General features: G+C 46.1%; 1 protein-coding gene. It reads right to left on the reverse strand.

Annotation, left to right across the window (positions count from 1 at the left end; all coding sequences use genetic code 11):
• A partial coding sequence (locus KP705_RS16755; RefSeq protein ID WP_215765073.1) for a hypothetical protein occupies positions 1–531 on the reverse strand: 531 nt, incomplete at both ends.

Consider the following 531-nt stretch of genomic DNA (forward strand, 5'->3'; position numbering starts at 1 on the left):
CAGCAAGAAAATCCTGCCAGCCGTTCCCCTTCAAATACGGCAGATCAAAGAGGATATTCATATGCATGTTAAGGGTTTCATGATCCTCATTATGAGTGAACTCAGTCCCCCTGAAATACAGATTTGAACCATATTTTTGATTGAGCCAACGGAAGCAATCAGAGAGCTTGCGTGTCCATTTCCTATGCTCCGCCTTGAGGTCATCATATATGCGGACGTTCTCACCGCAGGTGATAACCATGTACCGCAGATACTTCCCCTTATTCGGGAGAATGTTATCAATCCAATAGGTCAGCTCATTCCTCAACTGGCGACGCTCAGCAACAGCAACAGCAGGAATGAACATGATATGCCTAAACTGTTCATCCATCTGCTTAGCTAATCCAGACAGCAAACCCACCTTGAAAAAGGTGCCATCCTGCTTCTTACGCCTAGACGGAATCCCCAGACCTTCAAGCCTGTCAGCAATGCGATCAGATTGAAGCCTTATGGCCTCATCCCTGCCAATGCGTTCAAGATGTTTAAACACAT

Source organism: Gluconobacter sp. P1D12_c (genome assembly GCF_018812105.1).
Classification (GTDB): domain Bacteria; phylum Pseudomonadota; class Alphaproteobacteria; order Acetobacterales; family Acetobacteraceae; genus Gluconobacter; species Gluconobacter oxydans_A.